The organism is Paenarthrobacter sp. R1 (genome assembly GCF_030264015.1).
Classification (GTDB): domain Bacteria; phylum Actinomycetota; class Actinomycetes; order Actinomycetales; family Micrococcaceae; genus Arthrobacter; species Arthrobacter ureafaciens.
In genome coordinates, this window is record NZ_CP127115.1 from 4021785 (window position 1) to 4047646 (window position 25862).

The following is a 25862-nucleotide window of genomic DNA, read 5'->3' on the forward strand; positions in this document are numbered from 1 at the left end:
GCTGCCGATCCGGAACCGGACCCGGAATCTGTTGCGCGCGCCATCGTTTTGAGGCAATTGACGATGGCGCCGCGGAGCCGGCTCCAACTGGCACGGAAGCTTGCCGAACGTAAAGTGCCTGAGCACGTTGCCGAGGCTGTTCTCGATCGCTTTGAGGAAGTCCAGCTCATCGACGACGCCGAGTTCGCCCGCATGTGGGTACGAAGCCGATCGCAGACCAAGAAGCTCGCCAGGGGCGCCCTGCGACGGGAACTGGCTGACAAAGGCATCGAACTCGAAGATGCCGAGGAAGCCTTGGCCCAGGTCTCGGACAAGGACGAGGAACTTGCAGCGCGCGAGCTTGTCCAGCGGAAGTTGAGGCCGGGCATGGATTTGACCGACCGGGCTGAGCGGGACAAGTACACACGCCGGTTGGCCTCCATGCTCGCGCGCAAGGGCTATTCCCCTTCACTGGCCTTCAGGATCGTCGGTGAGGTGCTGGCAGAAGCCGGTACCCTTGAGTAGTGAGTTTGACCATTCCATCCCCTGCACAAGAATCCACGCAGCCTTCCCTGGTACCTGGGACGCTTCAGGAGGCGGCATCCTCCGTGGAGCCCAGGACCTACCAGGTCCGGACCTTCGGTTGCCAGATGAACGTCCATGATTCCGAGCGCATGTCCGGTCTCTTGGAAGAAGCCGGCTATGTTCCGGCGGACGGGGAGTTTGCCGACGTCATCGTGTTCAACACCTGCGCGGTGCGGGAGAATGCGGACAACAAGCTCTACGGAAACCTGGGACAACTTCGCCAGGTCAAGGCAGCCAACCCCGGAATGCAGATCGCGGTGGGTGGATGCCTGGCCCAGAAGGACCGGGAAACCATTGTGCGCAAAGCACCGTGGGTGGATGCCGTTTTTGGTACGCACAATGTGGGCGCCCTTCCCGCCCTCCTGAACAGGGCACGGCACAACAATGAAGCCCAGCTCGAGATCCTCGAGTCACTGGATGTGTTCCCGTCCACGCTTCCCATCAAGCGTGATTCCGTGTACTCGGGATGGGTTTCCATCTCGGTCGGCTGCAACAACACCTGCACGTTTTGCATCGTGCCTTCGCTCCGCGGCAAAGAGAAGGACCGCCGCCCCGGCGAGATCCTTTCTGAGATCCAGGCACTGGTTGACGACGGCGCCGTGGAAGTAACTCTTCTCGGCCAAAACGTGAACTCCTACGGCGTGGAGTTCGGTGACCGCCAGGCGTTCTCCAAGCTGTTGCGTGCATGCGGCCAGATCGCCGGGCTGGAACGCGTCCGTTTCACGAGTCCCCACCCCGCCGCTTTCACGGATGACGTTATTGAGGCCATGGCGGAGACACCCAACGTCATGCCACAGCTGCACATGCCGCTCCAGTCCGGCTCCGACAAGGTCCTTAAGGACATGAGGCGCTCCTACCGTTCCAGCAGGTTCCTGGGCATCCTGGACAAGGTCAGGGAGCGGATTCCGCAGGCGGCCATCTCCACGGACATCATCGTGGGTTTCCCGGGTGAGACGGAAGAAGATTTCCAAGCCACCCTGGATGTCGTGGAAAAGTCCCGCTTCGCGTCGGCCTTCACCTTCCAGTACTCCAAGCGTCCGGGAACCCCCGCTGCCGAGTTGCCCGCGCAGCTCCCCAAAGCCGTGGTCCAGGAACGTTACGAACGCTTGACCGCGCTTCAGGACCGCATTGCAGCCGAGGAGAATGCCAAGCAGCTTGGCAGGCGGGTCGAGGTCCTGGTGACCGCCCAGTCGGGCCGGAAAGCAGGGGAGACGCACCGCCTGTCCGGCCGCGCCAAGGACCAACGCTTGGTGCACTTCTCCGTCCCGGAGGGCGCAGAAGCACCCCGTCCCGGCGATTTCGTCACGGTCACCATTACTGAGGCCGCGGCATTCCATCTGGTTGCGGACCCTGCCGGACCCGAGGATTACATCGTGCGCCGGTCCAGGGCAGGCGACGCTTGGGACCGTTCGCAGGCCGAGTCCTGCGGTGTACCGGCGCCAGGTGCCGGTTCCGGGAAGGCCGGTGTTTCGCTGGGCATGCCCGCCATTCCGGCCCGCCGGGCCTAGCCAGGGGTAGATCCATGTCCGTCGTTGGCAGTAATGTGCCGTCTTTGCCTGTCATCGCCGTCGTGGGCCCCACGGGTTCGGGCAAGTCGGACCTGGGGGTGGAACTTGCCTTGGCCTTAAACGGGGAGGTCATTAATGCTGATGCCCTCCAGTTCTACCGGGGCATGGACATCGGCACGGCCAAAATCACGGTGGAAGAACGCAAAGGCATTCGCCACCACCTGCTGGACACCATGGAAGTGACTGAAGAAGCCAGCGTGGCCGACTTCCAGCAGGAATGCAGGGCTGCCATTCGTGACATCCGGAGCCGGGGAAAGCAGCCGATCATGGTTGGCGGCTCCGGTCTCTACGTCCGTGCGGCCTTGGACGTACTGGAGTTCCCCGGTACCGATCCGGAGCTGCGCAAGCGCCTGGAAGGCGAATACGAAGCACAGGGACTCATGCCATTACGGGAACGGCTCCAGGCGGTGGATCCGGACTCGGCCGGCCGGCTGGGGGATGCCCGGCGCGTCATCAGGGCACTGGAAGTGTATGAACTGACCGGCCGGCCCTTCAGTTCCTTCATGCCGCAACGCCAGTACTTCCAGCCGGCACTCCAGATCGGGCTTTCCGTGGATCGGGAAGAGCTGCGGGAGCGCTTGGCAGCGCGGGTCCACCGGATGGTTGATGCGGGACTCCTGGAGGAAGTGGAACGCCTTGACGCTGCCGGATTGAGGCGGGGGAGGACCGCTTCCCGCGCGCTGGGCTACGCACAGTTCCTGAAAGTGCTCGACGGCGACTGGAGCGTAGCAGAGGCGGCAGAGGCCACGATCATCGCTACCCGGCAATTCGCGCGTCGCCAGCTCACTTGGTTCCGCGCCGATCCCCGGATCAGCTGGCTTGACTGGAAGGACGCCGACCTGGTGGCCAAAGCTGTGGCCCTTGCGGAGGCAGGATAATTTCTGGCCGTCCACCCGTGGCAGGTAGCCTAGTCCCATGGATCAGACCCCCGCAGTTTCCGCCCGGCAGTCCGCCGCTGCCGAGCTCACCATGACCGCCGCCAGCCTGTCAGGTGTGGCGTTTTCGAAGGGCCATGGCACGGGAAACGACTTTGTGCTGATCGCCGATCCCGGTGCTGTCCACGACATGACCCCGGAGCAGGTGGCCGCCCTGTGCGACAGGCACCGCGGCATCGGTGGGGACGGGCTGATCCGCGCTGTTCCTTCACGCGACCTTCCCGAAGGCCGGGCGCTGCTGGAGCAGGACGCTTCCGCTGAATGGTTCATGGACTACCGCAACGGCGACGGTTCCCTGTCCGAGATGTGCGGCAACGGAGTGCGTGTATTTGTGCACTTCCTCATTGACCAGGGCCTGGTGGACCTGGGACCGGGTGAGGCCCTGACGATCGGTACCCGCGGCGGGATCAAGAAGATCGCACGCTCGGACAACGGCTACGCAGTGGATATGGGTCCGTGGGAGTTCATTTTCCCGACTGAGGCCACGTCGAAGGCCATGGATGCGCTGGTCAGCGCCGATGGCCTGGAAGTAGCCCGACCGGGACTCTCGGTGAGCATGGGCAACCCCCACACGGTGGTCGCTTTGGCGGAGCTTAGCGAGCTCGCCGCAACGCAACTTTTCAAGGCCCCGGTGGTTGACCCCAAGCCGGCCAACGGGACCAACGTCGAATTCGTGGTTCCGGCAGAGCCGCTGGTTCACGATGGCTTCGGCACCATCACCATGAGGGTGCACGAGCGTGGCGTGGGCGAAACCCAGTCATGCGGCACCGGAGCCTGCGCCGCCGCCGTCGCCATCCGTCACTGGGCAGGGAACACGGCACCGAACGCTTGGCACGTCAATGTGCCAGGCGGCGTGGTTGACGTGAAGTTCTTCCCGGGCGGGGACGGCCGCGAGCACGTAGAGCTCAGCGGCCCCGCGGTTATTGTGGCTAGCGGGACGCTCGCCTGACCCTGAGGATCCTGAAGGACTTGGACGTGCTTTCCCGGGACACCGCAAAGGAATCGTCCAGTTCGCCGGCCAGCCAGCGCTGCAGGGAATCCGAGCCAAGGTTCTTTTGAACCACAAGCCAGGCGTTGCCGCCCGGCGCCAACCGCGGAAGCCAGGTCAGCAGGAGCCGGTGCAGTTCTTCCTTGCCAATGCGGATCGGCGGGTTGGACCAGATGGTGTCGAATTCGACGTCGGACGGCACGTCCTCCGGCAGGCTCGCCTTGACGTTCCCGAGGCCAAGCGATGCTGCGTTCTCGTTGGTCAGCGCGATGCAGCGCTCATTGACGTCAACCGCATGCACTTGGGCCGACGGCGACTTCAGGGCCATGGTCAGCGCAATGGGACCCCAACCGCAGCCGATATCCAGCAGGTTCCCCTCGGGCGAAGGATCCGGCACTTCGCCCAGGAGGACAGCGGTTCCTTTGTCGATGCCGTCCGGGCTGAAGATGCCTGTGGAGGTCTGCAGATGCCTGGGTGCGCCTGCAAGTTCCACGGTGAGGGGCTTGCGGGTAAACGGTCCGGCCGGTTGGGCGCTGAAATAGTGTGCAGACTCCATAATTTGCCAGATTAGTTGGCGTTGGGCGGCATGGGAAACTGTGGTGCCTGCGCCCAAGCCCGACGTTGCCCCTGCCGTCGCCTCCAGCGTGGCCGGGCCAATTTGACACGGCTGATAGTCTTGGATGCATGTTCTTGATCTTTGAGTAGCCTGCCGCCTATCCGGCAGAACAGCCGGCCAATCATCGGCACCGCCCCGCGACGTCCGCCTGCGTACACATGACACGCATGGCCATTCCGCCCGGCGGGTTTCACGGCCCTCGGAAGATCACTTCAACTCCGCTTTCCAGCGCTCCAGTGCCGCCCCTCCGGTTCCTCCGGACGGGTGCAGGATGTCCACGCCGGGTAAGCCGGAGTATCAGGCTTTCTTCACACGGACCTGACGGACCCTCCACAGCGGACCATCACAGAGTCGGGCAGCGCACGTGACCGCTGCCATACGAACCAACAGGAGGCCCTTTTTGGCCCAGGCCCGTCAGCCCAGCGCGAATACCCACGCGAAAGACACCAATCAGCACTATTCTGGAATTGCCGAACAGTCTAAGGAGACCATGACCACCCAGAAGCACTCCGGATCCGATTCCGACGCCCAGGACATGAGTCCTGAAGAAATCCAGGCCGTCATCGACCGGATTCTGTCCAAGGATGTACCCGCAGGCGCATCCGGGGATACCGACGCCAAAGGCGTCCTTGGCAAGGCCCAGGCGATCTCCGCGCTTGAGGAAGAGCACAGCGTTTACGACGGTGAGCAGGAAGACCTGGCCGAACGTCGGGCACTGCGTCGAACAGCAGGCCTTTCAACCGAACTCGAAGACGTCACCGAAGTTGAATACCGGCAGTTGCGCCTCGAGCGGGTGGTCCTCGCCGGACTGTGGACCGAAGGCACCTTGGCTGACGCCGAGAACTCGCTCCGTGAGCTGGCTGCGCTGGCAGAGACGGCAGGTTCGGAAGTCCTCGACGGAATCGTCCAACGCCGCACCAAGCCGGACCCCGGGACGTTCCTCGGCTCCGGAAAAGCCCAGGAACTGAAAGCTATTGTGGCGGCAACGGGCGCAGACACCGTTGTGGTAGACACCGAGCTCTCCCCATCACAGCGCCGAGGCCTTGAAGACATCGTGAAGGTCAAGGTAGTGGACCGCACGACGCTGATCCTGGATATCTTCGCCCAGCACGCCAAGAGCCGTGAAGGCAAGGCACAGGTGGAGCTTGCCCAGCTGGAGTACCTGCTCCCGCGGCTTCGTGGCTGGGGCGAATCGATGTCCCGCCAAGCCGGTGGCCAGGTGGGTGGCGCCGGGGCCGGTATGGGCTCCCGCGGCCCCGGTGAAACCAAGATCGAACTTGATCGCCGCCGGATCCGGACACGCATGGCTAAGTTGCGGCGGGAAATCGCCGCGATGAAGCCGGCGCGCGAGACCAAGCGCGCCAACCGCCGTCGTAATTCCGTGCCGTCGGTAGCAATTGCCGGCTACACGAACGCCGGCAAGTCCTCGCTGCTCAACCGACTGACAGACGCCGGCGTCCTGGTGGAGAACGCGCTGTTCGCCACGCTTGACCCCACTGTGCGAAAGGCGCAGACCCCGGACGGCATCGGGTACACCTTGGCGGACACCGTTGGGTTCGTCCGCTCCCTCCCGACGCAGTTGGTGGAAGCGTTCCGTTCCACGCTGGAAGAAGTGGCGGACGCGGACTTGATCCTGCACGTCGTCGACGCATCACACCCGGATCCTGAAGGCCAGATCGCTGCCGTTCGGGCCGTGTTCAGCGAGGTCGACGCCCGCAAGGTTCCGGAAATCATCGTCCTGAACAAGGTGGACGTAGCTGATCCGTTCGTGGTGGAGCGCCTGAAGCAGAAGGAGCCACGCCACGCGGTTGTTTCCACCCGTACGGGGCAGGGAATCCAGGAGCTTCTGGAAACCATCAGCCAAGCCATCCCTCGTCCGGGGGTGCGTTTGGAGCTGCTCATTCCGTATGAGCGCGGCGAACTGATCAACAGGCTGCACAGCCCCGATGCCGATATCCTCAGCATCGAACACGTGGAAAACGGTACGCGGTTGGTGGCGATGGTCCACGAAGGCCTGGCCGCCGAGCTGGAGTCATTCGTCACCAATGGTTGAGCAGGTGGCGGCGGAGACCGCCGAAACGGCAGGGGAGAGGTTTACCCTCGAACTGCTGGAGAAGGCTGTTGCCGGTTTGGGTGGCCAGAGCCGCCCCGGGCAGCAGGAAATGGCAAAGCATGTGACCCGGGCCATCGAGTCCGGCGAGCATCTGCTGGTCCAGGCAGGGACGGGCACAGGTAAGTCGCTGGCCTACCTGATCCCGTTGATTGCCCATTCCATGGACAGCAACAAGCCGACGCTGGTTTCCACCGCCACTTTGGCCCTCCAGACCCAGATCGTGGGCAGGGATTTGCCCCGCCTGCTGGAGACCATTACTCCCGCCTTGGAGCGCCCGGTCAACGTGGCGCTCGTCAAAGGCCGGGCGAACTACGTTTGCCTGCAGAAGCTCGAAGGTGGCTTCCCCAGCGAGGAACCCTCCGAGGGGCAGCTTTTCTCGCTAGGAGAGGACACCAGCGTGCCGCACTTTGCCGCCTCGGTGGGCGGGGCGTCTTCGCAGCTGGGCAAGGAAGTCCTCCGGCTGCGGGAGTGGGCCGGCAAGACGGCCACAGGCGACCGCGATGAGCTCATGCCCGGCGTTACGGACAGGGCGTGGCGACAGGTTTCGGTCACGTCCATGGAATGCCTGGGTGCGCAGAAGTGTCCGCTCGCCGAGGAGTGCTTCAGCGAGCTGGCACGGGCCAAGGCGGCGGAGGCGGACGTCGTGGTCACCAACCACGCGATGCTTGCCGTCAGTGCTTTCGAGGGCCTGGCCGTGCTGCCCGAGTATGACGTCGTTGTGGTCGATGAGGCCCACGAACTGCAGGACCGGGTTACCGGAGCGGTATCCGGGCAGCTGTCGGTGGCCATGGTCCACGCCGCTGCGTCCAGTGCCCGCAAGCACACAGCAATCACCGTTGACGCCCTGAACGCTGCGGCGGACCGCCTGGATCTGGCGCTGGTGGGGGTTCCCAGCGGCTTGCAGCCGAACGGCCTGAACGACGAGCTGCTCGACTGCCTCGACCAGCTGCGGGACGCCACGCGCGCCGCGCTGTCCGATTCGAAAACGGACTCCTCCAACGCCGTCGACGGCGGACGGCAGCTTGCGCGGTCGCGCCTGATGCTCATCCTGGAACTCTGCGAGAGGCTGCTCACGGCGAAGGAAAACCGGGAGGTGGTCTGGTTCTCCAGGAACGCTGCTTTCGATCCACAGCAGGGCTACTCCCAGCCCGATGACTCCGCACCTGCGCTCATCAACGTGGCACCGCTGAGCGTCGCAGGGCGTCTCCGTGAAGGACTGTTTGCCGATCACACAGTCGTGTTGACGTCCGCTACGCTTGCCATCGGCTCGGCCTTCGAACCGGCCGCCGGCGGATTGGGACTGGTGGGGGACGGTGCGCCCAGCTGGACAGGGCTGGACGTCGGGTCCCCCTTCGACTACCCCAAGCAGGGTGTCTTGTATGTCGCCCAGCACCTGCCGAAGCCGGGCAGGGGCACGTCGCCGGAAGCCCTGGACGAACTCGAAGACCTCATTCGGGCATCCGGTGGGGGAGCGCTGTGCCTTTTCTCCTCGCGGCGCGCGGCGGAAGAAGCGGCTGATGCCATGCGGTCGCGTTTGGATGTGGACATCCTGTGCCAGGGAGAATCCACCATGGCGGCGCTTGTGAAGCAATTCTCCGATGAACCGGACACCTGTCTCTTCGGCACGATGTCCCTGTGGCAGGGAGTGGATGTTCCGGGTGGTTCCTGCCGCCTGGTTGTCATCGACCGCATCCCCTTCCCGCGGCCGGACGATCCACTCATGACCGCACGCTCCCGGGCGGTGGCACAGTCCGGTGGTAACGGATTCATGGCGGTCTCAGCAACGCATGCGGCCATTCGGTTGGCACAGGGCGCCGGGCGCCTCATCCGGTCGACAGGGGACAAAGGCGTGGTTGCCGTTCTCGACTCCCGGCTCTCCACGGAAAGGTACGGAGGCTTCTTGCGTGCCGCACTCCCGCCATTCTGGACGACGACGGACCGCAAGGTAGTGCAGGGAGCGTTGGGGCGGTTGGCGAAGCAGGACCCCTAGAGGGAGCGCAGCACCGAAACGACCTTGCCCATGATGGTGGCTTGATCGCCGAGGATGGGTTCGTACTGGGTGTTTTGGGGGAGCAGCCAGGTGTGCCCGTCGCGCTGGCGGAAGGTCTTAACGGTCGCTTCGTCATCGAGAAGGGCTGCCACGATGTCGCCGTTGACGGCGTCGTTCTGACGGCGGACCACCACCCAGTCGCCGTCGCAGATCGCGGCATCGATCATCGAGTCGCCTGCGACTTTGAGCATGAACAGTTCGCCGTGGCCAACCAATTGCCGGGGGAGCGGGACGACGTCCTCGACGGATTGGTCGGCGAGGATCGGGCCGCCGGCCGCGATCCGTCCTACCAAGGGCACCATGGCGGTGTCACTGGCAGTTGCCAGCGAGGTGACATCCAAGCCGCCGCTGCTGAGCAGTGTGCCGGGAGCCTCCACCCCGGGAATGCCGGCGCCGCTGTCCAACGTCAGGGGCATGAGGACTTCCATGGCACGCGGTCGCTTGGGATCACGGCGGAGGTAACCAAGCTTCTCAAGCTGGGATAGCTGATGGGTAACGCTGGAGAGACTGGCGAGGCCTACGGTATCCCCGATCTCGCGCATGCTGGGTGGATACCCGTTGTCATTGACCGACCGCTGGATGGTCTCGAGGATTTTCTTTTGCCTGACGGTGAGGCTCTTCGGGGCTTTGGGGGCCTGTTGGCTGCGCAGGGATGCCCTGCCTCCTGTGGCTTTTGCTGCCATGTTCGCCAATGCCCTTCCGTTCCGCCCCGGGCCTGGTCCGTTGATGCCCGAAGATGCCGGGCCCAAAAATGTCAGACCCTCCTGATGCACTGAATCTGTGCCTGTTTCTTCACTCAAACGTAGGTCAGGCACGGGCGTTTATCAAACATTTGTTCTAGCGAGTCTCGACACCATTCGTTGATAAGTGCTAAAAATGTCATAGCAAGGTTCGAATATGTGTTCTATAAGCCGTTGTCGATGTTCGAAGGATGTTCGAACGCCGGCGCGGAGTGCACACAGAGAATTGGCAAGCCTGCGCGGTTCCGCCGGCGCAGGCAATCCTTCAGGAGGGCTCAGGCTCATGTCCGCTGTTACGTTCCACGATTTCCACTCCATCCCCGCCCCGGCGCGCATCAGGCTGACGCGGCGCGGCAGGATGGTCTTCTTCGGCATTCCCGCAATGCTCCTCGTTGCCGCCTTCCTCAGCCTGGCGGGCTTCCTCAACTCGCCGGCAAAGGCATCGGACAGCCAGGCGCAGCTTCAGCCTCCTGTCGCAGTGAGCGTGACCGTCCAGCCGGGTCAGTCCCTCTGGGGAATCGCGGGAGCGGCCGCGCCGGAACGTGACCCCCGTGACGTGATTGCGGAAATCATCGAGCTCAATGATCTCCGCGGAGGCCGTATCCAGCCCGGCCAGCAGCTGTTAGTCCCTGCCGGCTAGCCCACCGGAAAGGTTCCCAAGGGCCAGGCTCGGTGTCACAGTTACAGGGCACTTCGGCCGGACCCTTAAACTGTTATAGTGACTGACCAGCTTGAGCGACTCGACCGACTTCCCCTCCGGACCAACCTGCGTGGACTAAGCCCCTATGGCGCTCCGCAGCTTGATGTCCCGATTTTGCTCAACGTGAACGAAAACACCCATGGTGTTCCTGCCGATGTTCAGGCGGCCATCACCGAAGCCGTCGCGGCGGCGGCCACCGGGCTCAATCGCTACCCGGACCGTGAATTCACCGAACTCCGGGAAGCGCTGGCAGAGTACCTCGGCCATGGACTTACTCCCGGCAACATCTGGGCGGCCAACGGCTCAAACGAAGTTCTGCAGCAGATACTCCAGGCCTTCGGGGGCCCCGGCCGTAAAGCGTTGGGCTTCCCGCCCACGTATTCCATGTATCCGTTGCTTGCCAGCGGAACCGATACCGAATACGTCCTCGGTGTCCGGGCGGATGACTACGGTCTGGATGCAGCCTCAGCGGCCAGGCAGGTCGCCGAAACCGGCGCCAACATCGTCTTCCTTTGCTCCCCGAACAACCCGACGGGTACCGGCCTTGGGCTGGACGTCGTGGAGGCCGTCTATGAAGCGGGTGAAGCCAGCCAGGCAATCGTGATCGTGGACGAGGCCTATCACGAGTTCGCCCACGACAACACCCCGAGCGCCTTGACCCTGTTGCCCGGGAGGGAGCGCTTGATCGTCTCCCGGACCATGAGCAAGGCTTTCGCTCTTGCCGGAGCCCGGTTGGGTTACATGGCAGCTGCTCCCGAGGTGACCGATGCGATCAGGCTTGTCCGCTTGCCCTACCACCTCTCTGCCGTCACGCAGGCTACTGCCCTCGCCGCTCTGCGTCACCGCGAGGCCCTGATGGCCGACGTCGAGGATATCAAGGTGCAGCGGGACCGGATCGTGACGGAGCTCCTTCGAATGGGCCTCAAGCCCGCGGCGTCGGACTCCAACTATGTGTTCTTCGGCGGCTTGGAGAACCCGCACGAGGTATGGCAGGGCTTGCTTGATGCCGGCGTGCTGATCCGGGACGTCGGTATCCCCGGCCACCTGCGCGTCACGGCCGGGACCGAGGCGGAAACCACGGCCTTCCTGGAAGCGCTGGAGTCCCTTCTGGAATCCAAGTAGTCCCTGGCCCAACTAGACTTGTCCATAGATCCACCCCTCTGTTTGAAGGACGTTCCCCCCATGAGCGAAACCGGTTCAACGCCGTCCGCTGCCCGTACCGCGCGCATGGAGCGCACCACCAGCGAATCCTCCGTGCTGGTGGAGATCAACCTCGACGGCTCCGGCGTCTCCGATATCAGCACATCGGTGCCGTTCTACGACCACATGCTGACGGCGTTGTGCAAGCACTCGCTCATCGACATGACCGTGAAGGCTACGGGCGATACCCACATTGATGCCCACCACACGGTGGAAGACGTGGCTATCACTTTCGGAGAGGTCCTGCGCACGGCCTTGGGCAACAAGGCCGGAATCCGTCGTTTCGGCGAAGCCACCGTTCCCCTCGATGAAGCGCTGGCGCACGCGGTCGTGGATGTGTCCGGCAGGCCCTACCTCGTCCACGGCGGCGAGCCGGCCGGGCAGGAATACCACTTGATCGGCGGACACTTCACTGGATCCCTGACACGTCACGTCTTCGAGGCCATCACTCTCCACGCCGGCATCTGCCTCCACATGAACGTCCTGGCCGGTCGGGATCCCCACCACATCGTGGAGGCCCAGTTCAAGGCCTTCGCCCGCGCGCTGCGTGCCGCCGTTGAGTCCGATCCGCGCGTGGAGGGCATACCCTCCACGAAGGGAGCACTATGAGCAACCAGATCCTCAAGGACGGAGCCGTAGCCGATGCCTCGGCTACGGCCAAGCCGGAGTCTCCCGAGGGTAAACCGACAGTTACGGTACTGGACTACGGTTCCGGCAACGTGCGCTCGGCCGTGCGTGCACTCGAACGCGCCGGAGCGCATGTGATCCTCAGCTCCAAGCCGGAAGATGTCCTTAATGCCGACGGCCTGGTGGTCCCCGGTGTGGGTGCCTTCGAAACCGTCATGAAGGAATTGAAGGCCGTTGACGGTATCCGCATGATCGGCCGTCGTGTGGCAGGCGGACGTCCCGTGCTGGGCATTTGCGTTGGCCTCCAGGTCCTGTTCGAGGCAGGCGTGGAGCACGGCACCGAATCCGAAGGCATGGGCGAGTGGCCGGGCAAGGTGGAACTCCTCCCGGCCCCGGTTGTTCCGCACATGGGATGGAACACTGTGGATGTGCCCGAGGGGTCCAGGCTTTTTGACGGCGTGGAAGGCGAACGTTTCTACTTCGTCCACTCCTACGGCGTCCAGGAATGGAACTTCGACGTCGTCCAGCCGCGGATGGCACCACCGAAGGTGACGTGGGCCGAACACGGTGCCCGCTTCATTGCCGCCGTGGAGAACGGGCCGCTGTGCGCTACGCAGTTCCACCCGGAGAAGTCCGGCGACGCCGGGGCCCGGTTGCTGCGCAACTGGGTGGACGGCCTGAGGAAGCCGCAGGCCGAAAGCACCGCGCCCGCGGGCAGCGACGGATCCGAAGGCGCCGCCTGAATGTGGTCCGTAGTCCTCATGGGCCTGGCCGGGCTTCTGGTGGGTGGCGGCATTTCCTTCCACCAACAGAAGAAGCCCCGCTGGGTTTCCATATCTTTCTACGTGCTGGCCGGGATGTCCCTGCTCGCTGCGTATCTCTTGACGCTCCCCGGTAAATAAGCCGCGCTCCCACCAACTTCAAGGACACTCATGACTTCCTCCGCCCAGCCTGTACTGGAACTCCTGCCCGCCGTCGACATCGTCGACGGCCAGGCGGTCCGCCTCCTCCAAGGCGAAGCAGGATCCGAAACCAGTTACGGAACGCCGCTGGAAGCTGCCCTGAACTGGCAGGAAGCCGGCGCCGAATGGGTTCACATGGTGGACCTGGATGCCGCGTTCGGCCGCGGGAACAACGCCGACCTCATCAGCGAGGTTGTCTCGCAGTTGACGGTAAAGGTGGAACTGTCCGGCGGCCTGCGTGACGACGAATCGCTGGAACGGGCACTCGGCCTCGGGGTGGCCCGGGTCAACCTCGGCACGGCCGCCCTTGAGAACCCGGAGTGGACCCGCCGCGCCATTGAGCGCTTCGGCGACAAGATCGCCGTCGGACTTGATGTCCGCGGAACCACCCTTGCAGGCCGCGGCTGGACCAAAGAGGGCGGTGACCTCTGGGAGGTACTGGGCCGACTGGAAGATGCCGGCTGCGCGCGCTACGTAGTGACCGATGTCACCAAGGACGGCACCTTGCAGGGCCCCAACGTCGACCTCCTGCGCCAGATGGTCGAAAAGACCGGCAAACCGGTGGTTGCCTCGGGCGGCATTTCCAGCCTGGAGGACCTCCGGGTCCTCCGAGAATTGGTCCGGCTGGGCGTTGAGGGCGCGATCGTGGGTAAGGCTCTGTACGCCGGCGCCTTCACCCTGCCCGAAGCCCTGGACGTTGCCGGCCGCCGCTGATGCCGGAAAACCAAGCACCCCGACGCGAACTGCCGGGCCACATCGCCGCGGCACTGGCAGGTGCCGGGGGAGCGACTGATTCCGCAGGGCAACCGTGGGCCGGGCGCAGCCTGAGCGGGGACGCCGCGAAAATCCACAACTTCGAGGACGACGACGGATCAGCCGACGCCGGCTACCTTGCCGCTGTCCGGTCCCTTCTTGACGGTTCGGGCAGCGAGGCGGCCGTCGTTGCATCGCTCGCGACCGCGAGGGTCTTCGTTCCGGTGGTCGCCACGCTCGCCGAGGAAGCTGAAGGGGTGGATGGCCTCCACGCCGACAAGCAGGCCGACATGGCGTTGGTCACCCTCAAGGCGCCGGACGGGCGCACGGCAATGCCCGTGTTCACCTCGTCCGCTGCACTCGAGAAGTGGCATGCGGGGGCACGGCCGGTAGCTGTCTACGCTGCCCGTGCTGCCCTTTCCGCAGTTTCCGAGGATGCCCAGTTGCTGGTCCTGGATCCCGGGTCGGAATTCACGTTCGTGGTCCGCCGTCCGGCCGTGTGGGCATTGGCGCAGCAGCGGGACTGGACGCCGTCGTACCAGGATGATCAACTGGAGACGGCTCTCGCTTCTTCTGCGGCCGCTTTCCCGGCTGTCCGGGGCCTGGAGACCCGGCCCGGTGCCGGAGTCGCCTCATTCACGGCGGACGGACGCCAGGTTGCCGGCGGCGGTGCCGGCCCCGAACTTCGCGTCGTGCTGTACCTCGAGGACGGACTCGACGCAGCGGCCGTGCAGTCCTTGGTGGCCGGATTGAACGAAGCGTGGGCCAACCTGGAATCATTCGCCGAAGGCGTCGATTCCATCGAAGTTAAACTGCAGCGCGCGGCGCAGAAGCCCGGGCTGCACTAAAGGCAGGACCCGTTCTCCGGGGACTGCCCCGGGGGAACACGAGGAACCAAGCTGTGAACTTTGCTCTCTACAAAGAGATGCTGGCCAACCGCCCTGTGCGGAGGCTCCTGCTGGTAGGGATGATTGCCCGCATCCCGCACTCGGCAGCAGGCGTGCTGTTGACGCTTCACATCGTCCTCACGTTGGGCCAGGGCTACGCGGCTGCGGGCGCTGCCGCGGCGATCATGACCATCGGCATCGCCCTGGGTGCACCGTGGCGTGGACGCCGCGTGGACATGGTGGGCCTTCGCAAAGCCCTGATCCCTTCGATCGTGTCCGAAGCTGTCATCTGGTCGCTGGTGCCCCACGTGTCCTACGCCTGGCTGTTGCCCCTGGTGTTTGTCGGAGGCCTTTTCACGTTGCCGATCTTCAGTGTGGTACGGCAGTCGCTGGGCGTCATGGTGGACGGCGAACAGCGCAGGGGAGCGTTCGCCCTGGATTCCATCGCCACGGAACTTGTGTTCATGATTGGCCCCGCGGTGGGTGCCGTCATCGCCACGAGCGGCCTTTCGGCCCTGGGCCTGACTGCGGTAGGCCTGTCCGTCTCAGCCGCGGGACTCTTCCTCATCTGGTTCAACCCGCCCACCCGCAGCGAAACGGCATGTAGCCCTGAGGAGTCAGCGGAGCGTGCGGCTGATGAGCTTTCCGCCGCCGAGGCTGCAATGGTTGCCTCGGCGCCCGGCCACGTCCAGGAGGCGGCATCGGAGATGGCCCCCGCGGTGTCCCGAAACGCTGGACTTCGGAGCCGGGTTGCGCGGAACTTCGCGTGGTTCACAGTTTCCGTGGCGGCACTGTTCGCCGTAGCAGCCGGCGCCGGAATGGTCCTGAGCGGTTCGGATGTCAGCATCGTCGGCCTCTTGGAACGCGGCGGCCACGAGAACCAGATCGGCATTGTCTTCTTCTTCTGGTGCGCGGCCTCCGTTGTTGGCGGGCTGGTATACGGCGCCATGAACCGCCCCATTCCGCCCATGCTCCTGCTGCTGGGGATGGCGGCGTTGACTATTCCCATGGGCTTCGCCACGGACACGTGGTCGCTGGCACTCCTGGCTATCCTGCCGGGTCTGCTGTGTGCTCCGGTGTTGTCTGCGTCATCGGAAAAAGTGGCCGACCTCGTGGACGAAGAACGGCGCGGCGAGGCCATGGGCTGGTACGGCTCCGCACTCACAGGTGGCGTTGCCTTGGGCGCACCAATGGCGGGCATCTTTATTGACACTGTCGGCCCAGGGGGTGGTTTCGCCGCCGTCGGAATCGGCGGCGTTGTGCTCTGCCTGACCGGACTGCTGCTGCTCTCCCTGCGGCGGCGCGCTGCCCGCGTACCGCGCTGAGCGCCTGCCGGAAGGACGTTTCCGAAGGTTCAGCGTTTGCCGATGACAGCGCAGCCGGGTTAACGACGACGGCGACTCCACCTTGCGAGGTGGGGTCGCCGTCGTCGTGATCAACCTTGTGGGGGAGTCAGTTCACCGGTCCGGTGAACTTCTCGCCCGGGCCCTTGCCCGGGGCATCGGGAATGAGGGAGGCCTCACGGAAGGCCAGTTGAAGGGAACGCAGGCCGTCACGCAACGGTCCGGCATGCTGGGATCCGATCTCGGGAGCGGCGGCGGTCACGAGCCCGGCAAGGGCGGTGATGAGCTTGCGTGCTTCATCGAGGTCCTTGAGGTCTTCGGCATGTGGATCATCGGCCAGGCCCACCTTCACGGCGGCTGCGCTCATGAGGTGTACCGCGCCCGTGGTGATGACCTCCACCGCGGGGACCTCGGCGATGTCTCGGATCTGCTGGGAAACACCGGCGGCGGCGTCGCTGCCGAAGGAGTTCCGGGAATTGCTGTCTTCAGTGCTCATACTGGTAAGCTTGTCACAGACCGACTGGAAGTCGTTATTCAGCATGAGTCCTCCCGCCGCGTGAATGTGCGCTTGGCGGGTTATTTCTGTAGAATTGACTTTCAGTTTGCAAGCGGAGTTCTCTCCCACCCGCGTCAGCCGTTTTCCTTCGGGAACCAGAGGTTGCCGGGTACCTGGTCGGACATTTCCGGGCACTGCCCTGAAATGCGTAGCCCCCTTATGTGGGGGACTGCTCCCGATCTTCGAGGCCTTCGATTGCACCGGCAATTGGAGGCCTTCTCTTTTTGCCGGCGAAATCACCACAACCACAGGAGCTTTAACATTAGCGAGCCAAGAATCAATGAGCGTATCCGCGTCCCCGAGGTGCGGCTGGTCGGCCCTGCCGGCGAACAGGTAGGAATTGTCCGTATCGAGGACGCCCTGCGTCTGGCTGCGGAGTCCGATCTCGATCTCGTTGAAGTTGCCCCGCAGGCTAAGCCCCCTGTTTGCAAGTTGATGGACTTCGGCAAGTACAAGTACGAGGCCGCAGTGAAGGCGCGCGAGGCCCGCAAGAACCAGACCAACACGGTTCTCAAGGAAATCCGTTTCCGCCTGAAGATCGACAAGCACGACTACGAAACCAAGCGTGGGCATGCCCTCCGCTTCCTCGGTGCCGGAGACAAGGTCAAGGCCATGATCCAGTTCCGTGGCCGCGAGCAGCAGCGTCCCGAGATGGGCATCCGCCTCCTGCAGCGCTTCGCTGAAGACGTTGCCGAGGTCGGCGTTGTGGAGTCCAGCCCGCGCATCGATGGCCGCAACATGGTCATGGTGATCGGTCCGCTGAAGAACAAGGCCGAAGCCAAGGCAGAAGCGCGGCGCGCTGCCCAGCGTGCCGAGGCCAAGGCCCAGAACGAAGCCAAGGCAGCTGCCCGCGTGGATACCTCCGGCGGCCAGGCTCCGATGACCCAGTCCCTCGGAGACCTTCTGCCCGAAGGCCTCCGGTCGGCCGGTGAAGAGCCGGTGCAGGAAACCGAAGCTCCGGTAGTTGAGGCTCCGGCAGTTGAGGAAGCCGCCCCGGCTGTGGCCGAGGAAGCTCCCGCAGCTGAAGCCCCGGTCGAGGAAGCCCCTGCAGTAGAAGCACCTGCAGCGGAAGCCCCCGTTGAGGAAGCCGCCCCGGCTGTGGCCGAGGAAGCTCCCGCAGCTGAGGCCCCGGCCCAGGAAGCACCCAAGCCGGCTGTTCCGGCGGCGCCGAAGCCTGCCGTTCCGGCAGCGCCGAAGCCGATGGCCAAGCCTGCAGCTCCGAAGCCGGCAGCACGCCCGGCGGCTCCCAAGGCCACGCCGAAGCCTGCATCACGCAAGACCAACTAGTTCGACGCCCTTGGAGCTTTGCTTCCAAGGGCAAGCAACCAGCACGCCGGCCCTCGTAGGCCGGCTGCACGAAAGAACTGCGGATACTGTCCGCGGAGACGTAAGGAGATCGGTTCCCATGCCGAAGATGAAGACCCACAGCGGTGCTAAGAAGCGCTTCAAGCTGACCGGTACCGGCAAGCTGAAGCGCCAGCAGGCCAACCGCCGCCACTACCTTGAGCACAAGGCTTCCACGCTGACCCGTCGCCTTGCAGGCGACAAGATCGTCTTCAAGGGCGATGCCAAGGTCATCAAGAAGATGCTCGGCGTCTAAGTTCCAAGTTCTTCGGCGGCTGCCAACCGGCAGTTGCCAACTACACCAAAAGCCTTCTCAGGCCCGCCGGGAATTCCGGTAGTAGCAGCTTGGGATAAAGATTTCTGAAGGAGTACGCACGTGGCACGTGTGAAGCGGGCGGTCAACGCCCACAAGAAGCGCCGGGTTGTCCTCGAACGCGCCAAGGGTTACCGCGGTCAGCGTTCGCGCCTTTACCGTAAGGCAAAAGAGCAGCTGCTGCACTCGTTTGTTTACAGCTACGGCGACCGCCGCAAGCGCAAGGGTGACTTCCGTCGCCTCTGGATCCAGCGCATCAACGCTGCATCCCGCGCCAACGGCCTCACCTACAACCGCCTGATCCAGGGCCTCAAGGCCGCTGAGGTTGAGGTTGACCGCCGCATGCTGGCAGAACTTGCCGTGTCCGATGCCAACGCTTTCACCGCTCTGGTGAACGTTGCCAAGGCTGCACTGCCGTCCGACACCTCCGCTCCGGCCGCCAAGGCTGAAGTTGCTGCTCCCAAGGCAGCCAAGGTTGCTCCGGCCGCCGCTACCGCTACGGCTGTCAAGGCTGTTGTTTCCGAGAAGCCGGCCATCGACGGTGCTGTTGCTGCCGTTGACGGCGAAGATGCTCCGGAGGGTTACGCCATCAAGGGCAACGCCGAGTCCAAGAAGTACCACGTTCCGGGTTCCACCTGGTACGACAACACCGCTGCTGAGTACTGGTTCTCCACCGTTGAAGCTGCAAAGGCTGCAGGCTTTGAGCCTGCCGGTGGCGAAGCACGCCAGCAGATCAAGAACTAGTCGCAACTGCCACTAAAGTTCTTTATATGAACGAAACCGGGCGCCCGCAAGATTTTCCGATGACCAACCCCCGAGCCGATCGGGTGAAGGATGTCGCGAAGCTTGCCGGGCGCCCGGCGCGTTTAAAGCGGAAGAGGTTCCTCGCAGAGGGTCCCCAGGCCGTACGGGAGGCTCTGACGCTGCACCGTGAGCGGCTCGCCTCAGGGGGCGCCGCCGTCGTCCATGAGGTCTTTGCCAGTGAAGCGTGTCTGGACCGGCTGCCAGAACTTGCCGATCTTGCCAAGGGCACCCTGCTTCGCCTCGCGAGCGATGAGGTCCTGTCCGCCATGGCGGACACCGTGAACCCCCAGGGGATCGTTGCGGTGTGCAGCTTCGTGGACGTGCCCCTTGAGGAAGTGCTCGACGCCGGTCCACGCCTCCTCGCCGTGATGTGCCAGGTGCGGGACCCCGGCAATGCCGGCACAGTACTGCGCGCAGCAGACGCTGCGGGGGCCGACGCGGTGATCCTCACGGGATCAAGCGTGGACATCTACAATCCCAAGGCCGTCCGGTCCACCGCGGGGTCTTTGTTCCACCTCCCGGTGGTGCTGGGCGCTGACGTGGAGCAAGTGGTGGCCTTGTGCAAGGCCCGGGGGATCGGCATCCTGGCCGCTGATGGTTACGGCACCGTCAACCTTGACAAGCTGCAGGATGAGAATGCAGCCCGTCGCCTGGGCAATACCGACGTAGCATCCGACTACGCGCTGGAAGCGCCCACCGCCTGGCTCTTCGGGAATGAGGCACAGGGACTGTCCGACGCCGAGCTGGCCTTGGCTGACCACAGGGTTGCTGTGCCGGTCTACGGGGCGGCAGAGAGCTTGAACCTGGGTACTGCAGCTACCGTCTGCCTCTACGCCAGCGCCCGCTCCCAGCAAGATGCCGGGGTTCGGAGGCCCTAAGGCTCAGGCCAGGGGCTTCCTGCGTTCCACGAGCCCGCTGATCACGGCTACGCCCAGGCCGAGAACGGCGAGCACTGCACCGACCAGCGCCGGTGCCACGTAGCCCCACCCCCAGGCGATGACGGTGCCGCCGAGGAAAGCTCCCAGGGCGTTGGCGATGTTGAGCGCGGAATGGTTCAAAGAGGACGCCAGGGAAGCCGCGCCGGGGGCGGCGTCGAGGAGCCGCGTCTGCAGGGCGGGAGTCAGCATGGAGCCGATGCCACCGACGACGAAGGCCATGAGGAACGCGGACCAGGCCCAGTTGGCCGCAATCGCGTAGACCACCAAGGCAACAGCGATGCCCGGCATCACGAAGTAGATGGTGCCCATGACGGACCGGTCGGCGATGCGCCCGCCGATGATGTTGCCCACCACCATGCCCACGCCATACAGGGCGACGACTGCGGGTATGAAGTTCTCCGGTATGCCTGCGACGCTGGTCATGGTGTGGGCGATGTAGGTGTAGACGGCAAAGAACCCGCCAAAGCCGATGATGCCGATCAGCAGTGCCAGCCAGACTTGCAGCCGCTTGAGGGCGCCGAGTTCGCGACGGATGCTCGCCTCCGGATGTACGGGTTCGAAGGGCACGAATTTCCAGACCATTGCCACCGTGCCGAGGCCGATGGCCCCCACGATGACGAACAGCAGCCGCCACCCGAACGTCTGACCAACCCACGTGGCCAGCGGGACGCCGATGACGTTGGAGACGGTCAGCCCGGCCATGACCATGGAAATCGCCCAGCCGCGCTTGGTGGGCGCCACGAGGCTCGCTGCAATCACGGCCGCGACGCCGAAGAAGGCGCCGTGGGGTAGTCCCGAGGCGAAGCGCGACACCAGCATCAGCCCGTAGTCGGGAGCGATGAAGGACGTCAGGTTGGCCACCGAGAGGAACAGCATGAGACCGAGGGCCAGGTGCTTCCTTGGCAGTTTGGCGCCGAAGGCCGCAAAGACCGGCGCTCCTATGACCACGCCAAGGGCGTAGGCGGAGATCAGGTTGCCGGCCTCGGGGGTCCTGATCGCAAGCCCTTCTTCAACTTCCTTCAGCAGGCCCATCATGGCGAACTCTGTGGTGCCGATGGCGAATCCGCCCATGGCCAGCGACAGTATGGCCAGACCAAGGTGGCGTTTGGCGGATCGCTGGACGGGTGGAGACATGGTTGTAGTCATGAGCCTGCTTCTTGAGGGTGCCTTGGGGCCTGGGAAAGTGGAGAAAGTCCAGAGTCAAGCTTAGTGCTTCGGAGGGTTCGCAGCCGTGTTATGTGATAATCCCCATGGACCCGGCCACCCTAGACTGGTGCGGTGACTGCAATGATCAATGTCGTGGGGGCGGCCGTCGTCGACTCCCTGGAACAACCCTCCAGGCTGTTGGCCGCCCGGCGTACCGCGCCGCCTAAATTCGCCGGGATGTGGGAGTTCCCCGGCGGAAAAGTCGAGGCGGGCGAATCCGCTGAGGCCGCCCTGCATCGCGAACTGGGCGAGGAACTGGGCATCACCGTGCGTCTTGGCCGTGAAGTGGACTCCGGAAGTCCATCCGGCTGGCCACTGAACGAGCAGGCGGTGATGCGGGTCTGGTTCGCGGAAGTGTCAGAGGGGGAGCCGCAACCGCTCGAGGATCATGACGAGCTCCGCTGGGTGCGTCTTGACGGGCATGAGGAGGTCATGGAGCTTCCATGGATCCCCGCGGATCTACCCATTGTCCGGGCCTTGCTGGACCGGGTCGCAGCGGCGGGCTAGCCACGGCGCAGGCGGGGTTGTCTGCAAAAACTGGCGTTCTAGAACAGCGGCTGTTGGTCCGGAGTGTGTGCAGCCTGATGCTCGGCATCAGTGCGGCTGGAAGCCGCCGGTTTGGCGTTCCGGTGACTGAATCCGGACGTGCCCTTGAATCCGTACTTCGCCTTGAAGTAAATGATCCGACCGGACAACCACACCCGGTAGTCTTTCGGGGCGTAAGCGCCTTGACCGTAGAGGCGGCGGTAGCGGCCCACCAGCTCCGGATGGTTGGCGGCGAGCCATTTCAGATACCACTCGCGGGTGCCTGGCTTGAGGTAGAGGGCGCCGGCTGTGACCCCGGTGGCACCGGCAGCCGCCAGTTCCGAAAAAAGGGAGTCGAGTGCTTCATCGGAGTCGGTCAGCCATGGAAGGATCGGCATCGCCATGACGCCGCAGCCCAGGCCGGCGTCGCGCAGCCTTGCTATGAGCTTAAGGCGTGCCCGGGGCGACGGCGTTCCAGGCTCCATCAGTTCGGCGAGGTCCGAGTTGGTCATTGCGAGTGAGATCCCAAGGTCCACCGGAACCTGGGCTGCTGCGTGCTTGAGGAGGGGAATGTCCCTTGCCAGGAGGGTGCCCTTGGTCAGAATCGAGAACGGCGTGCCGGAGTCGGCCAGGGCACGGATAATTCCCGGCATCAACGCGTACCGGCCCTCGGCACGCTGGTAGGGGTCGGTGTTGGTCCCCAGCGCAACCTGATGCCGCTGCCATGACGGCTTCGCCAACTCCTTGCGCAGCACCTCTGCTGCGTTGATCTTCACCACCACTTGGGAATCAAAGTCCCGGCCGGAGTCGAAATCCAGGTAGGTGTGGGTCTTGCGGGCAAAGCAATAAACGCAGGCATGGCTGCAGCCACGGTAAGGATTGACGGTCCATTCGAAGGGCATGTTTGAACCGGATGGCACCTTGTTGAGCACTGACTTGGCGGTGACCTCGTGGAAGGTGACTCCGGAAAACTCGGGTGTTGAGATGGAACGCACCAGCCCGGCCAGTGGCAGCAGGGCATCCGTGACCGGGGCAGGGCCTGGAGTTCCGCCGTCACTGTTCCCGGACAAGCCGTCACTGGTAGGTGAAAGTGCTTGTGCGTTCCATCTCATGGGTTCAATTCGAAGGTATGTTCGAATTTAAGTCAAGCGTCCGCAGGAGCATCCCCGGGTTGCTACTGTTGCCCCATGATCCTCCTGACCGGGTTCGAACCCTTTGGCGGCGATTCCGTGAATCCTTCCTGGCAGGCAGTAGGGGGCGCGGCTGCGTTGCTGCGCGGCGACGGCCTTGATGTTGAGACTCTGGAGTTGCCGTGCGTGTTCGGCGAATCGGCGCGCGTCCTGGAGGCAACCATTGATGCGATCCACCCCCGGATTGTCGTGGCCGTAGGACTGGCCGGAGGCCGTTCACGGATGTCCCTTGAACGCGTGGCCATCAACGTCGATGACGCGCGAATACCGGATAACCAAGGCAACAGGCCCATCGACCAGGACATAGTCCGGGGCGGGCCGGCGGCATACTTCACCACCTTGCCCATCAAAGCGGCCCTGCGGAACCTGCAGATTGAGGGCATCAGGGCGGAGGTCTCGCAGACGGCCGGGACCTACGTCTGCAACCACGTGTTCTACTCGCTCATGAAGACGGCGGCAGGGAAGACCGGAATCCGGGCGGGCTTTATCCATGTTCCCTACCTGCCGGAGCAGGTGCTTAACGGCAGCAGCATCCCCACCATGGCCCTGGATGACATGGTGCGGGGGATTTCCGTGGTTGTCCGCACTGCCCTTCAAACTACGGTTGATGAGCAGTTTGCTGCCGGGGCGATCCACTAAGCCTTAGCCGGCTACCAAGTCCCATTCCACCCTGACACTTGCGGACACCGACGATGTGCCGGCCTCCACGGGCAGTGTCTCGGCAGCGTAGGCACGTACCAGCCCACCCACCGGGACGGGTGCGCCGGCCGGTGCCTGCTCTGAAACGGAGATGACCCCGCCGAGCTCAGCTCCCGCCAGCCGTGCGTAGCGCTGTGCTTTGGCCAAGGCATCGGACCAGGCAGCTTGCTGCGCTGAAGCGATCAGGCCTGACACATCGGCGAAGCCCTGTTCAAGGCCGTTGATCCTGATGGCGTCGCCGCCTGCGGCAACCGCAGAAGCGATGACGGCGGGAGCGCTTGATGGTGAGCGGAGGCCCACGTGCAGGGCCGCCGTGGCCACGTAGCCCGTCACCTTCTGTCCCTGGCCTTCGGCCCACACCGAATCCGCGCGAAGATTGAGTCCGCTCGTGCGCAGATCGGCCTCCAGTACCCCCTCGGAGCGCAACGCTGCGGCAACAGCGGTGGCGGCAGCTCCGGCGTCGGAATAGGCCCTTTCCGCCGTGTCACGGCGGGTCTCGACTCCGAGCGTCAATGTCACGGTGTCCGGAGTTGCCGAAGCACTTCCCGTTCCCGTTACCGTCATGGTGCGTTTCATGCTGCCTCGATTCCTTCTCCGGCATGCCGGTGTTGGCCAGGAGGGCTGATGTAGCCGCCGGCCTCAAGTCCGGCCTGGCGTTCGAAGATATTGGCCAAGCCCGGGTTGCCCGTACGCAGTACGGACCAGCAGGCAGCCGCCCCGTAGAAGACCAGGAAGGGCAGGCCCAGGCAGTAGGCGTACTGGGTGCTGTGACGTTCCTCGTGGCCAAGCAACACTTCGTTGCGGCCGGCTACGTCGCGACCAGCCCTGTAGAGGACGACGTTCCCCATGGTGAAAGCCCCCGCCTTGGGAAGTTTCCATGCATAGTCGGAAGCGATGATCAGTCCGCGTGGACCGGGACGCCGCGGCGACTTGGACGCGACCGCTATCACCAGGCCCAGCGGCGTGCTGAGATTGACGACGTTCGCGATCTGGCGCAGGCGCTGCCCGGGAGTCATGAAGCCATGCTAACCCCCGGGCCTTGCCCGGCAGCAGGGCAAAGACCGGCAAGGCGGAGCGGTTCAACTAGACTGGAAGGCGGTGTTCGCCATGTGGCGTCCACCACCGTTTGTCCTGCAGCCGCCACGCCGGCCGCTTCCGACTCGTAGCTAAGAACAGTAGATGACTGACACTTTGCCAGGCGCCGCCGTCCCGAACCCTCTGGACGAAGCCGCCATCACCGCTGCCGTTGAGGACGCCCTAGCAGCCATTGCCGGCGCAACCTCCCTCGAAGAACTCAAGGCCGTCCGCCTCGCGCACACCGGCGAGAAGTCGCCGCTCAGCCTTGCCAACCGCGAAATCGGCGGCTTGGCGAAGGAACACAAAGCGGCCGCCGGCAAGCTGCTGGGCTCCTCCCGGGGTCGCGTCAACCAGGCGCTCGCAGCCCGCAACGAGGTCCTCGAAGCGGAGAATGACGCCCGCATCCTGGTGGAAGAGACAGTAGACGTCACCGCCGCTCCGCGCCGCCGTCGCGCAGGCGCCCGCCATCCTCTGTCCACGCTGCAGGACCGCGTCTCGGACATCTTCGTCGGGATGGGCTGGGAAATCGCCGAAGGCCCGGAGGTGGAGTCCGAGTGGTTCAACTTCGACGCCTTGAACTTCAAGCCGGACCACCCTGCCCGCGAGATGCAGGACACGTTCTTCGTGGAGCCGCCGGAGGCGCATCTCCTCATGCGCACCCACACCTCACCGGTGCAGGTGCGTTCCATGCTGGAGCGCGAGGTTCCCATCTACGTGCTCTGCCCCGGAAAGGTGTTCCGGACCGACGAGCTCGATGCGACCCACACGCCGGTGTTCCACCAGTTCGAGGGCCTGGCCATCGACAAGAACCTCAGCATGGCGGACTTGCGCGGAACGTTGGAGCACTTCGCCCGGCAGATGTTCGGCGACGAAGCTTCCATCCGCCTGCGCCCCAACTACTTCCCCTTCACGGAGCCTTCGGCGGAGCTGGACATCTGGCACCCGGGCGCCAAGGGTGGCCCGCAATGGATTGAGTGGGGCGGCTGCGGCATGGTCAATCCCAACGTCCTCCGGGCAGCAGGCATCGACCCGGAAGTCTATTCAGGTTTTGCCTTCGGCATGGGCATCGAGCGCACCCTCATGTTCCGCAACGAGGTTGGCGACATGCGCGACATGATCGAAGGCGACGTACGTTTCAGCGAGCACTTCGGGATGGAGATCTAA

28 protein-coding genes are annotated in these 25862 nt (G+C 64.2%); 21 read left to right on the forward strand and 7 right to left on the reverse strand.

Annotated elements, in window-relative coordinates:
* Positions 1 to 63: 63 nt before the first annotated feature.
* From QN084_RS19195 to dapF, 4 genes are read left to right on the forward strand one after another with little or no spacing between them, the layout of a single operon-like run.
* Positions 64 to 504, forward strand: a complete 441-nt coding sequence (locus QN084_RS19195; protein WP_228145612.1) for a regulatory protein RecX — start codon at positions 64 to 66, stop codon at positions 502 to 504.
* Positions 504 to 2072: a tRNA (N6-isopentenyl adenosine(37)-C2)-methylthiotransferase MiaB gene (gene miaB / locus QN084_RS19200; protein WP_502920606.1), complete on the forward strand. Its 1569-nt coding sequence runs from the start codon at positions 504 to 506 to the stop codon at positions 2070 to 2072. Before QN084_RS19195 ends, miaB begins: the two co-directional genes overlap by 1 nt.
* 14 nt (positions 2073 to 2086) lie before the next feature.
* Complete coding sequence (gene miaA, locus QN084_RS19205; protein WP_069694519.1) at positions 2087 to 3010, forward strand: tRNA (adenosine(37)-N6)-dimethylallyltransferase MiaA; 924 nt, start codon at positions 2087 to 2089, stop codon at positions 3008 to 3010.
* Between the two features lie 37 nt (positions 3011 to 3047).
* Positions 3048 to 4016, forward strand: coding sequence for a diaminopimelate epimerase (gene dapF / locus QN084_RS19210; RefSeq protein ID WP_069694520.1), 969 nt, complete (start codon positions 3048 to 3050; stop codon positions 4014 to 4016).
* On the opposite strand, the gene QN084_RS19215 is transcribed toward dapF, so the two are convergent.
* A complete protein-coding gene (locus QN084_RS19215; protein ID WP_021472664.1) occupies positions 3997 to 4611 on the reverse strand; it encodes a class I SAM-dependent methyltransferase in 615 nt (204 codons plus the stop codon). The genes dapF and QN084_RS19215 overlap by 20 nt on opposite strands.
* Before the next feature lie 550 nt (positions 4612 to 5161).
* Here QN084_RS19215 and hflX point away from each other — a divergent pair.
* Together hflX and QN084_RS19225 are read left to right on the forward strand one after the other, a co-directional pair.
* Positions 5162 to 6724, forward strand: coding sequence for a GTPase HflX (gene hflX, locus QN084_RS19220; RefSeq protein WP_069694521.1), 1563 nt, complete (start codon positions 5162 to 5164; stop codon positions 6722 to 6724).
* Positions 6717 to 8774: an ATP-dependent DNA helicase gene (locus tag QN084_RS19225; protein WP_021474322.1), complete on the forward strand. Its 2058-nt coding sequence runs from the start codon at positions 6717 to 6719 to the stop codon at positions 8772 to 8774. The genes hflX and QN084_RS19225 overlap by 8 nt, the downstream gene beginning before the upstream one ends.
* Here QN084_RS19225 and lexA read toward each other — a convergent pair.
* Positions 8771 to 9517, reverse strand: coding sequence for a transcriptional repressor LexA (gene lexA / locus QN084_RS19230; RefSeq protein ID WP_021474321.1), 747 nt, complete (start codon positions 9515 to 9517; stop codon positions 8771 to 8773). The two genes, QN084_RS19225 and lexA, sit on opposite strands and share 4 nt — an antisense overlap.
* A gap of 340 nt (positions 9518 to 9857) precedes the next feature.
* Here lexA and QN084_RS19235 point away from each other — a divergent pair, with 340 nt between their 5' ends.
* The 8 genes from QN084_RS19235 (at position 9858) to QN084_RS19270 (ending at position 16028) form a co-directional block, all read left to right on the forward strand.
* On the forward strand, positions 9858 to 10214 hold the full coding sequence (locus QN084_RS19235; protein WP_069694522.1) for a LysM peptidoglycan-binding domain-containing protein: 357 nt from the start codon (positions 9858 to 9860) through the stop codon (positions 10212 to 10214).
* Positions 10215 to 10292: 78 nt separating this feature from the next.
* Complete coding sequence (locus QN084_RS19240; protein WP_031217151.1) at positions 10293 to 11396, forward strand: histidinol-phosphate transaminase; 1104 nt, start codon at positions 10293 to 10295, stop codon at positions 11394 to 11396.
* Positions 11397 to 11456: 60 nt separating this feature from the next.
* A complete protein-coding gene (hisB, locus tag QN084_RS19245; protein WP_021474318.1) occupies positions 11457 to 12083 on the forward strand; it encodes an imidazoleglycerol-phosphate dehydratase HisB in 627 nt (208 codons plus the stop codon).
* Positions 12080 to 12844, forward strand: a complete 765-nt coding sequence (gene hisH / locus QN084_RS19250) for an imidazole glycerol phosphate synthase subunit HisH (RefSeq protein WP_021474317.1) — start codon at positions 12080 to 12082, stop codon at positions 12842 to 12844. The genes hisB and hisH overlap by 4 nt, the downstream gene beginning before the upstream one ends.
* Positions 12845 to 13003: a CG2302 family histidine operon protein gene (locus tag QN084_RS19255; protein WP_021474316.1), complete on the forward strand. Its 159-nt coding sequence runs from the start codon at positions 12845 to 12847 to the stop codon at positions 13001 to 13003.
* Positions 13004 to 13033: 30 nt separating this feature from the next.
* Complete coding sequence (priA, locus tag QN084_RS19260; protein WP_069694523.1) at positions 13034 to 13777, forward strand: bifunctional 1-(5-phosphoribosyl)-5-((5-phosphoribosylamino)methylideneamino)imidazole-4-carboxamide isomerase/phosphoribosylanthranilate isomerase PriA; 744 nt, start codon at positions 13034 to 13036, stop codon at positions 13775 to 13777.
* Positions 13777 to 14664 carry an SseB family protein gene (locus QN084_RS19265; protein WP_069694524.1) on the forward strand — a complete coding sequence of 296 codons (888 nt, stop codon included), beginning with the start codon at positions 13777 to 13779 and terminating at the stop codon, positions 14662 to 14664. Before priA ends, QN084_RS19265 begins: the two co-directional genes overlap by 1 nt.
* Positions 14665 to 14717: 53 nt before the next feature.
* Positions 14718 to 16028, forward strand: coding sequence for an MFS transporter (locus QN084_RS19270; RefSeq protein WP_021474313.1), 1311 nt, complete (start codon positions 14718 to 14720; stop codon positions 16026 to 16028).
* Positions 16029 to 16155: 127 nt separating this feature from the next.
* Here the strand turns inward: QN084_RS19270 and QN084_RS19275 are convergent, their stop codons facing one another.
* Positions 16156 to 16542 (reverse strand): DUF1844 domain-containing protein, encoded by a 387-nt coding sequence (locus QN084_RS19275; protein WP_031217149.1) that lies wholly within the window; start codon positions 16540 to 16542, stop codon positions 16156 to 16158.
* Positions 16543 to 16905: 363 nt separating this feature from the next.
* Between QN084_RS19275 and infC the strand changes: the two genes are divergently transcribed.
* The 4 genes from infC to QN084_RS19295 all read left to right on the forward strand — a co-directional run bounded on the left by infC (position 16906) and on the right by QN084_RS19295 (position 19941).
* The gene (gene infC / locus QN084_RS19280; RefSeq protein ID WP_021474311.1) at positions 16906 to 17889 is read left to right on the forward strand and encodes a translation initiation factor IF-3; all 984 of its coding nucleotides are present in this window, start codon (positions 16906 to 16908) and stop codon (positions 17887 to 17889) included.
* 118 nt (positions 17890 to 18007) lie between these two features.
* Complete coding sequence (gene rpmI, locus QN084_RS19285; RefSeq protein ID WP_021474310.1) at positions 18008 to 18202, forward strand: 50S ribosomal protein L35; 195 nt, start codon at positions 18008 to 18010, stop codon at positions 18200 to 18202.
* A gap of 120 nt (positions 18203 to 18322) precedes the next feature.
* Positions 18323 to 19003: a 50S ribosomal protein L20, sunset domain variant gene (gene rplT, locus QN084_RS19290; protein WP_069694525.1), complete on the forward strand. Its 681-nt coding sequence runs from the start codon at positions 18323 to 18325 to the stop codon at positions 19001 to 19003.
* Between the two features lie 26 nt (positions 19004 to 19029).
* The gene (locus tag QN084_RS19295) at positions 19030 to 19941 is read left to right on the forward strand and encodes a TrmH family RNA methyltransferase (RefSeq protein ID WP_021474308.1); all 912 of its coding nucleotides are present in this window, start codon (positions 19030 to 19032) and stop codon (positions 19939 to 19941) included.
* Between the two features lie 3 nt (positions 19942 to 19944).
* On the opposite strand, the gene QN084_RS19300 is transcribed toward QN084_RS19295, so the two are convergent.
* A complete protein-coding gene (locus tag QN084_RS19300) occupies positions 19945 to 21147 on the reverse strand; it encodes an MFS transporter (RefSeq protein ID WP_021474307.1) in 1203 nt (400 codons plus the stop codon).
* A 132-nt stretch (positions 21148 to 21279) separates the two neighbouring features.
* Between QN084_RS19300 and QN084_RS19305 the strand changes: the two genes are divergently transcribed.
* Positions 21280 to 21714: a (deoxy)nucleoside triphosphate pyrophosphohydrolase gene (locus QN084_RS19305; protein WP_031217146.1), complete on the forward strand. Its 435-nt coding sequence runs from the start codon at positions 21280 to 21282 to the stop codon at positions 21712 to 21714.
* 38 nt (positions 21715 to 21752) lie between these two features.
* Here QN084_RS19305 and QN084_RS19310 read toward each other — a convergent pair whose 3' ends face one another.
* Positions 21753 to 22844 carry an Rv2578c family radical SAM protein gene (locus QN084_RS19310; RefSeq protein WP_069694526.1) on the reverse strand — a complete coding sequence of 364 codons (1092 nt, stop codon included), beginning with the start codon at positions 22842 to 22844 and terminating at the stop codon, positions 21753 to 21755.
* Positions 22845 to 22919: 75 nt separating this feature from the next.
* Here QN084_RS19310 and pcp point away from each other — a divergent pair, with 75 nt between their 5' ends.
* Positions 22920 to 23561 carry a pyroglutamyl-peptidase I gene (gene pcp, locus QN084_RS19315; protein ID WP_021474304.1) on the forward strand — a complete coding sequence of 214 codons (642 nt, stop codon included), beginning with the start codon at positions 22920 to 22922 and terminating at the stop codon, positions 23559 to 23561.
* A gap of 3 nt (positions 23562 to 23564) precedes the next feature.
* Here the strand turns inward: pcp and QN084_RS19320 are convergent, their stop codons facing one another.
* Together QN084_RS19320 and QN084_RS19325 are read right to left on the reverse strand one after the other, a co-directional pair.
* Positions 23565 to 24197 (reverse strand): SIMPL domain-containing protein, encoded by a 633-nt coding sequence (locus QN084_RS19320; protein ID WP_069694527.1) that lies wholly within the window; start codon positions 24195 to 24197, stop codon positions 23565 to 23567.
* The gene (locus QN084_RS19325) at positions 24194 to 24637 is read right to left on the reverse strand and encodes a hypothetical protein (RefSeq protein WP_021474302.1); all 444 of its coding nucleotides are present in this window, start codon (positions 24635 to 24637) and stop codon (positions 24194 to 24196) included. The genes QN084_RS19320 and QN084_RS19325 overlap by 4 nt, the downstream gene beginning before the upstream one ends.
* A 163-nt stretch (positions 24638 to 24800) precedes the next feature.
* Between QN084_RS19325 and pheS the strand changes: the two genes are divergently transcribed.
* Entirely contained in the window at positions 24801 to 25862 is a 1062-nt protein-coding gene (pheS, locus tag QN084_RS19330) for a phenylalanine--tRNA ligase subunit alpha (protein ID WP_062096013.1), read from the forward strand.